The organism is Burkholderia sp. BCC1638, from assembly GCF_902833195.1.
Taxonomy (GTDB): domain Bacteria; phylum Pseudomonadota; class Gammaproteobacteria; order Burkholderiales; family Burkholderiaceae; genus Burkholderia; species Burkholderia diffusa.
On sequence record NZ_CADFEC010000060.1, the window covers coordinates 1 to 8717 of the forward strand.

General features: G+C 59.2%; 7 protein-coding genes. All 7 read right to left on the reverse strand.

Annotated features, from left to right (window positions below; all coding sequences use genetic code 11):
• Positions 1-524 precede the first annotated feature (524 nt).
• A complete protein-coding gene (cynS, locus tag HWX22_RS30955; RefSeq protein WP_043179551.1) occupies positions 525-974 on the reverse strand; it encodes a cyanase in 450 nt (149 codons plus the stop codon).
• Positions 975-1022: 48 nt separating this feature from the next.
• Positions 1023-1943: an ABC transporter ATP-binding protein gene (locus tag HWX22_RS30960; RefSeq protein WP_175916968.1), complete on the reverse strand. Its 921-nt coding sequence runs from the start codon at positions 1941-1943 to the stop codon at positions 1023-1025.
• Complete coding sequence (gene ntrB, locus HWX22_RS30965; RefSeq protein WP_175825393.1) at positions 1933-2805, reverse strand: nitrate ABC transporter permease; 873 nt, start codon at positions 2803-2805, stop codon at positions 1933-1935. The genes HWX22_RS30960 and ntrB overlap by 11 nt, the downstream gene beginning before the upstream one ends.
• Positions 2806-2818: 13 nt before the next feature.
• Positions 2819-4216, reverse strand: a complete 1398-nt coding sequence (locus tag HWX22_RS30970; protein ID WP_043179554.1) for a CmpA/NrtA family ABC transporter substrate-binding protein — start codon at positions 4214-4216, stop codon at positions 2819-2821.
• Positions 4217-4281: 65 nt separating this feature from the next.
• The gene (locus tag HWX22_RS30975; RefSeq protein WP_244135331.1) at positions 4282-5643 is read right to left on the reverse strand and encodes an FAD-dependent oxidoreductase; all 1362 of its coding nucleotides are present in this window, start codon (positions 5641-5643) and stop codon (positions 4282-4284) included.
• Positions 5640-6782 carry an acyl-CoA dehydrogenase family protein gene (locus HWX22_RS30980; protein ID WP_175912569.1) on the reverse strand — a complete coding sequence of 381 codons (1143 nt, stop codon included), beginning with the start codon at positions 6780-6782 and terminating at the stop codon, positions 5640-5642. The genes HWX22_RS30975 and HWX22_RS30980 overlap by 4 nt, the downstream gene beginning before the upstream one ends.
• 39 nt (positions 6783-6821) lie before the next feature.
• Positions 6822-7415: an OsmC family protein gene (locus HWX22_RS30985; protein WP_051889732.1), complete on the reverse strand. Its 594-nt coding sequence runs from the start codon at positions 7413-7415 to the stop codon at positions 6822-6824.
• Between the last annotated feature and the right edge of the window lie 1302 nt (positions 7416-8717).

The window sequence follows — 8717 nt, forward strand, 5'->3', positions numbered from 1 at the left end:
GCGAGAAATAAGGTGCATCCTCGGGGCAAACTTCTCCGAATGGGCGGCGCTTCGCTTCGGTATCCGGCCATTCCCCGCCCACATCGCCGACCACCTCGCGCGATCGCCTATTAATCAGTGTTTCCTTAGAAAACAAGGGTATCGATAAACGTTCTTTCCACGGTCATGGCGATAGCCTTCTGAAACACAGATGACTGTGAATTGGCGACGACCCCGGTATTCGCACCTGCTCGTGCACCAGCCGATCGACGACGAGTTCGTCGCGCACGCACGCGTCGCATTCCGGTAATCTGCTCGCTTCCGCCAGCGGGATGAGCAAGATCGGCGATCGTAGGCAGTTCAAGCGCGGCCGCACCACCGCGACGACGCCCAGCGCAGCGACCGCGGCTGCAAAGCGCGAGATCGGCGGCGCCCCGAAGAAGGCGCCAGAAATAGCACGGCCAGCACTCCGGTGCCATCCGTCAGGCCGAGAACAACGTCAGTTACGGCACCGCAAATCACGCGCCGGAACAGGTCGTCACGCGTCAGTAACTCTTGTACGGCAGGAACTTTCCAGACAGCACAACGTTGACGCGATCACCCCTCGGATCGGCCTCGCGCTGGATGTCCATCGAGAAATCGATGGCGCTCATGATGCCGTCGCCGAATTCCTCGTGGATCAATTCCTTGATCGTCGTGCCATAGACGCTCACCACTTCATACCAACGGTAGATCAGCGGATCGGTCGGCACCGGCGTCGGCAGCGAACCCTTGTACGGCACGATCTGCAGCCACGCGACGGCTTCGTCGGAAAGTTCAAAAATCTTGCCGATGGTTTCCGCCTGGGCCTTGTCGAGCGTCATCTGACCGAGACATGCAGCGGTTGCCCATTCTTTCGAAAGACCGACGCGGCGTGCCACATCTACCCATTTGATGCCCTTTCGAACTTTGGCTGACACGATCATCTCTGTCACTTGCGAGCGGCTAGTAATCACGAAACTCTCCTGTAAAAAAGGTGTAACAACATAAGTGCAAATACCCGACTACGCTAAACGCGCGGCGCGACTTTGCTCGAGATTGACGACGGCGTTCGGATTCGCGTCCAGCCTGACGACGCGCGTCGACTTGTGAGGACTCTTGCCGTCTTCTATTTCCTGCTGAATTAGTGCCGATCGCCGCACAAGGAAATCGATCAAATAATTTCGTATTACGTAGAATTGTGGCTCGTTGACAAGCGTTTCGCGTGTCCGGTTTCTCGGTAGCGGATTGACAACAATCTCCGCCAAGCGTGCACGGGGACCATTACTCATCAAAAAAATTCTGTCGGCCAACAATATGGCTTCATCGACATCGTGCGTGATCATAAAAACGGTCTGATTGGTCGCCGCACAAATCCTCAGCAGCTCGTCCTGAATGACACCTCGCGTGAGCGCATCGAGTGCGCCAAACGGTTCGTCCATCATCAACATTCTCGGCTCGACCGAAAACGCACGTGCGATACCGACTCGCTGCTTCATGCCACCCGACAACTCGGACGGCTTCTTGTCTACCGCGTGCGACAGCCCGACCATGTCGAGAAATCGCAGCGTGTGCTCGGTGATTGCGGCTCTGCTCCAGTCCGGATGACGCGAACGTACGGCGAACTCCACATTTTGCTTCGCGGTCAGCCACGGCAACAGTGCATGCCCTTGAAATACCACCCCACGATCGAGACTCGGGCCCGCGATTTCTCGCCCCGCCATCACCGCCACCCCGGACGATGCTTCCTCGAGTCCGGCAAGCACATTAAGGATCGTACTCTTGCCGCACCCAGAATGCCCGATAACGCAGATGAACTCACCCTGGTCCATGCGAAACGTCACGTCTTCGAAGACGGGGGGTACGTCCTCACGATACTGCTTCGAGAGTTCGTCGACTTCGACGAAAGCTTGCCGCGAACTGGCACGACCATCATTACTCGGCATAGGTCACCTTCCTTTGCAGACGCGCAAACATCAGATCGAGAACCATGCCTACGACACCGATGACCAGCACGGCGAAGATCACGTTCGGCAGTGAGAAGTTGTTCCACTGGTTCCAGACGAAATACCCGATCCCGGTCCCACCGACCAGCATCTCTGCTGCGACGATCACGAGCCATGCAATACCCATCGATATCCGCATTCCCGTGACGATCGTAGGCGCAGCAGCCGGCAGAACGATCTGGAATGCTTTGCGCATCGGCTGGACCTCGAGTGTCCGCGCGACATTCAGCCAGTCCTTGCGCACGTTCGCGACGCCGAACGCGGTGTTGATCAGCATCGGCCAGATCGAGCAGATGCTGATCACGAAGATGGCGGAAAGCGACGCATCCTTGATCGTATAGAGCGCAATAGGCATCCATGCCAGTGGAGAGATCGGCTTGAGCAACTGGATGAACGGGTCGAACGCGCGGTACAGAACCGGTGACATACCGATGACAAATCCAAACGGAACAGCGACGACGACCGCGAGCAGATAGCCTCCCGCAACCCTCATCAACGACCATGCCAGCTGTATACCGATGCCCTTGTCGTTGGGGCCATGATCGTAGAACGGATGGGCGAGATTACTCATTCCGACTGCGAGAAACTGCGCCGGCGTCGGAAAGCCGTCGTGCCGCGTCGCGCCGGCGTCATCTCCTGGCACCGGTTGGCCCATCAACTTCGCATATTCGATCTGCTCGGGTGTCACATGCAGTTGCGGCGTCTGTCCTTGCTGCGTCGTGGCAATCTGCCAGACCAAAACGGCCAGACACAGCACGAACAGCGAAATCAGCGCAGCGCGCACGCGAAGTGTCGCTTTCATGGGGGATTTCACTTCACGCTCTCCTGATCGAAAAACTGGAGACATAGCCCTTGGGATCAGCCGGATTGAACTCGCGTCCCATGATCGTGTACGTCTGGAAACCGCTCGCAGGATCCATCGTGCTCGAGAACGGGTCGGAAAGTTCCTTCATGCGTGCCCGCGCGTCTGTAAGCAGGAAAACCTTTCGCGCGAGCGAGGCATAATCGACATCGCTCTTGATGTACCCCCAACGACGCATCTGCGTGAGCATCCAGGTTGCCATCGAGTACCATGGTATCGGGTTGAAGTCCGCCCGGTCCGGTTCGTTACGTACGTTGCCGAGACCGTCCGCGTAGTGCCCACTCAAAGCTTGTAGAACAACCGTTTCTGGCTGGTTCAGATAGTTCGGCGTCGAAATCGCTCTGGCGATCGCGGGCCGGTTTTCGGCCTTGTGTGCGCTCGCCGACGCTTTGAAAAGCGCACGGAACAGCGCCGCAAAAGTATTCGGATTCTGCGTGATGAATTCCTGTGACACGCCGAACGCGCAACACGGGTGGCCATTCCAGATGTCCTTCGACAAGATGTGGATGAAGCCGATTTGGTCGTACACCGCACGTTGATTGAATGGATCTGGCCCCAGGAACCCGTCGATATTGCCCGCGCGCAGGTTAGCGATCATTTCGGCCGGCGGTGTCACGCGCAGTTGCACGTCGCGATCGGGATCGATACCGTACTCCGCGAGGTAGTAGCGCAATAGGAAATTGTGCATCGAATACTCGAACGGGATTGCGAACTTGAAACCCTTCCAGTTGCGCGGGTCACGATTGTCCTTGTGCCGCAGCGCAAGCGTAATCGCCTGACCATTGATGTTCTCGATTGCCGCCACACGCATCGGCTGCGGCGACGACCCCAGCCCGACGGAAATAGCCAGAGGCATCGGCGCGAGAAAATGCGACGCGTCGAGTTGACGGTTGAGCATCTGATCGCGCACAAGCGCCCATCCGGCGGTCTTACTGAGTGTGACGTTGAGCCCCTGTTCCTTATAGAATCCCAGTGGATCCGCCATGATGAGCGGCGTCGCGCAGTTGATCGGGATGAAGCCGATTTTCAGAGCCTTCTTTTCTATCGCGCCGGGCCGCTCGCCAGCCATCGCCTGAAGGGCAGCCAGCGGCAACACGCTCGCGATCGCCGCGCGCGCTACGCTGCTTCCGACGGCCTTCAAAAACCTGCGGCGAATCAGGTCGTTGGGAAAGAGAGCGCGCACGACTGCAGCCTCGACGAAGTCCTGCGATAGTGCATCCGCATCCTCGCGACGGACAGCCAGCCGCGCGTTCGCCGCCGACTCGTGTTCGGATTGGTTCAGGTGCTTACCGCACGAGCAACCATTGAGCGATCGATCGGCGCTGTAGGGTTGGTACAGGTTGTCATTCATGCTCACGGGACCCTATGTATCGGACAGTTGAAAGGCGATTCACAGAAAGACGGGCGCTTCGCATATCACACAACCTGTTGCGGCGTCGCACGCCCCGCTACGAGGCGTGCGACTCGCTCCGCGCCAAGCCACTGCTCGGCGACGATACTGTCGTCGCAAGTCGTCGCTTCGCGCCATATGCCATTCGCGCGAGGCAAACCGTGAACCACAATTGGGAACGCGCGCGTCTTCAAACGAATGACAGGTGTTCCGTGCTGGTAACCTTGGTGCGTCAGTCCCAAAACATGATGCGCGAGCGCATTCGCCTGCCGTGCGATGGGTTCGATGAAACGGCACGGCACTCCATCGATGCTGATGCAATCGCCTACGGCATAGATGTCCGCATGACTCGTCTGCATGGTCCGTGCGTCAACGACAATTCCGTTGTCGAATGCGAGTCCTGCGTCGCGCGCGAGCCGCGATTCCGTCTCAAGTCCGGTCGCCGCCACCACCTCGTCGACGAACAGGGCGTCGCCGTCACGTGTCACGACGCGCTTGCAGCCATCGGCGGCAATCTCGATTTGAGCGATACGGGTCGAACCGAGGAAACGGCAACCCAGCAAGTCCAGCTCAGCGCGCAAGCGCTTCGCGACGAAGTCCGGTACGAGTCCACGCAGCGGCTCCGCGTTGATGTCGATTAGCGTGACCGCATGACCGGCCTTCGTGAAGTCCTCGGCAAGCTCGACGCCGACCATGCCCGCACCGACTACGGCTACGCGACGCGCCCCGTTGCTCAATCGCGCATGCAAACCTTGCCAGCCGACAAAGTCATTCACGCGCCAGCACAGCTCTGCCGGAAGCGACGCGGGAAGCGCGGGCCGCGATCCTTGTGCGAGCACCAATTTCGTGTATCGAAAACTGCCGCGCGTCGTGCGTAACTGACGCGTACGCGACGAAATGCCAACGACGAATGTGTCTGCGATCACGCGAACGCCGAGCCGGCGGGCCGCATCGGCGGCCGGATCGCGGATCATGTCGCCCGGCGCCAAACCGCGGCTCAACGCGACCGAAATTTCCGGCTTGTGGTAGCGGTCCCCCTTGCAAGCGGTCACGAGGGTGATAGGGACTTCGCGATCGAGTGCGCGCACGGCCTCGGCCGTGCTCCATCCCGCGATGCCCGCGCCGACGATCACAACGCCGGCGATCTTGGCGTTCGTCACTGCACCAGCCTCGTGCGCCCGCGGCAGTTCCTGTTCGAGAATTGCGTCGCACGGCTCGAAATCGGCTTTGGTCACACCGCAAAGAGGGCATTCCCAATCGTCCGGAATGTCTTCGAATCGCGTGCCGGGCACGAGACCGCTGTCCTCGTCGCCCAATTCTTCGTCATAAATGAGACCGCAGGCGCGACACAGAAATCGTCGCCACGGCGGCATATCGAGGGCATTCATACAGGCATCTCCTCACGGGACAAACGGTCCATCTCCCAGCGCAGGTGCTTGATCGCCGGGGTCACAATCGCAACAAAGTGCGCTTCGCGCACACGGCGCTGGGGAGCAGCGCTGGAGAGATACCCTCGAGCCCCCTGATGCAGCAGTGCAGACTGCGACGCGCGTAGTGCGAGTTCGGCACCCTGCGCGCGCGCATCTAGCACGCTCACAAAATAGTCCTTGCTTCCGTCGTAAGGCGTTTGCGCAAGCATTGCGACTTGCTCCGCCAGTTCCGCGTATTCGGCCTCGAGGTCATTCGGGCGGTCATGTAGAAAGCGGTTCACGTGACCGAGGACCGGTTCGACCTCGCGCATCGAATCGATGCTTCCCTGCGACACGCCCAACGCCATGCCCACTTGCAGCAAAACGAACACCGCGCGGATGCGGGCGATGAAAGGACGTGCAGGATCTGCGATCAGCATGTCGTCGCCGACGAATAGTTCGTCGACCCGCACGCCCCACGTGCTGGTTCCTTCCATCCCAGAGAACTCTGGGCACTGACGCAAGTGCACCTGATCTGTGCAACGGACCAAAAACATGATTTCGTGCGACAGCGAACCGTCATCGCGATACACGCCGGCCATCGCGCCGAAGTGGTGTCCCGGTGCGATATGGCTGACCCAAGGCAGTGCGCCGCTCACGCGATACCCACCGGGCACAGCCACCGCACGCAACGACATCTTCTCGATACCGGCCAGTGCCTTCATCGGATTCGACAGTGCAGTGCCGCCAAAACTGCGGCCCATCATGTGCTCTCTAAGTAACTCACCGGTGAGCGCCGGATTGCCCGACTGCTCCATATACAGTCCGCAGACGTCATGACACCACGTCATGAAGCCTGTCGATCCGCATCGGCGGCTGATCGCGCGCATCGCGTCGATCGACAGCGCGATCCGATCGCCGCCGCACGTCAAATGCGCACCAAAGGCACCCACCGCTCCCAGCGACGCCATGATGTGTAATGGGTAAAACCCGTCATGGTCGATACGATGGGCAACTTCGGCCAATTGCTTGTCAGCAATAGCAGTGACATCCGCGATGATCCTGTCCGTAGGCCAGGATGAGTCGAGCAGGCTGCCCGAATAATCACTAACGTTCATGGTGCGTCTTCCAGAGGGCGGTGGGCATGCAATGCTCGATCAGTCCGCCAGCGAAATGCTGAACTGAACGGGATTGCGCATCGTGTTGGCGACCGGCGAAAAGAAGTTCGCGTGCTCGACAATCTCCTTCAATTCTTCGCGACTCGCGTCGCCCTCGATCTGCACCCTGACGCGGATCTCCTGAAATCCCATCTGCGCTGGTACACGATCCGCGCCGCCCGCCCCCCATGCCGCCGTGTTGCCGATATCACCCTCGAGCGAAATCTCGAGACGTGACAAGCGGACCTGGCGGAACGTCGCGACTGCAGTGATGCCGACGCCGAGGCAACCTCCGAGCGCGGACAGCGCAATCTCTCCGGGCGCCGGAACGGTGTTTTCGCCGAACAGATGAAGCGGCTCATCGACAACGACGGGGTTGTGGTCGCCCACATAGCTCCACGAGCGAAATTGCCCCTTCATCACAGTGCGCACCTTGTTGGTGCCGCGACGCTCCGGGTTGTCGCGTCCTGATGCCGCGAAATTTAGAAGCCCGTCGCGATCGATCGGACGAAGGAAAGTTTCGATGGTTTCAGTCGTGGCAGTAGTCAAGATAATCTCCTGTTCGGTGCGGCACCAACGGTGTCCACGTTTCATCTCAAACGACCATCAAGCGGTCACAGACACTAATACAAGAGTTATGCCAGGCGATTTTTTTTCGATCTACGTACTTGTTTTAATGAATAAAATAAATTTTTAAGCACTGCCGTGGCAACAATTAGAAGAGTGACAATCACGTCGACATTGTTAACAATGTCGACAATGTCAATTGTCAGATCTGGCTTCGCCCGCGGCCACCAACGCACAGCGGCTGATATAACTCCTGCTGTCAATCAGGATCGGCTTTTCGGTCTTCAAATGCATGTTGTCCGATTTTCCTGAGGGCGACGCAGCAGTATGTCTCGACGGTGAATCACGCTGATATCCACGGGCTGGTTATCGCATTACAGAGGTCCGCCCTATGAGCCTGCCGCAATCTAGGACCGCAAGTCGAATCAGACTCGTTGCGTAGCCGCGTCGCGGGCTACTCGCGTGCCAGGCTACGCCGCCTTCAGGAAACTCCTTCTCGAGTGGTTGGGGTGATTCAAGCGTTGTTCAAGTGTCGCGCTACGCCATGCACACCTCGGACCGGACTGCGAGTGACATCACGTGTCGGCTGATGTCCCAGATGACGCCACTGAGTTCGCGCGCGGCCGCAATCACCGCGATATTCTTTTGCTTGCCGCGTGCGACGAGCTTCCGATAGCGCCGACACAGGTGCATCTGCGCATACCGCGCGGTCGACGACGGACTTGGGGATGCCTTCGCGGCTAGGCTGGTTCCGGGACTCACGCGGGCCGGGCACTGGTAGCTTCAGGTGGCTTCGACGAGCAGCTTTCTCTCATCGCTGTTGCCATTCTTGGGGATGCTGCCGTGACGACGCTTCTCGCGTGACGAGTGTTCGCCCGGCGTCACCTCAGCCAGGTCATCAACTTGCGTGGGTGCACGAAGCGTGACAGCTAGCCCAGCTCGGCGCGCACGCCCACTGCTTGGTGCACTGCACGCCGCGCATCGTCTGCAGACACAACATCGCCGGATACAGGCGCCAGTGGACAACCGCCTCGCGCAAGGCTGCCTCCAGCCGGTACATTGCGCGAGGCGGTCCTCAATCGTGCGCCAATGCCCCTCCAACGCCAGTTTCTGCCATACGCTGTCGCACGCAGTCTTGCTCAGCCAAAGCACCGGTGCGCCGGCCCCTAGTCGGCTCGACGCGATATAGCGCACACCACGCTAGGGAAACACTGATTAATAGGCGATCGCGCGAGGTGGTCGGCGATGTGGGCGGGGAATGGCCGGATACCGAAGCGAAGCGCCGCCCATTCGGAGAAGTTTGCCCCGAGGATGCACCTTATTTCTCGC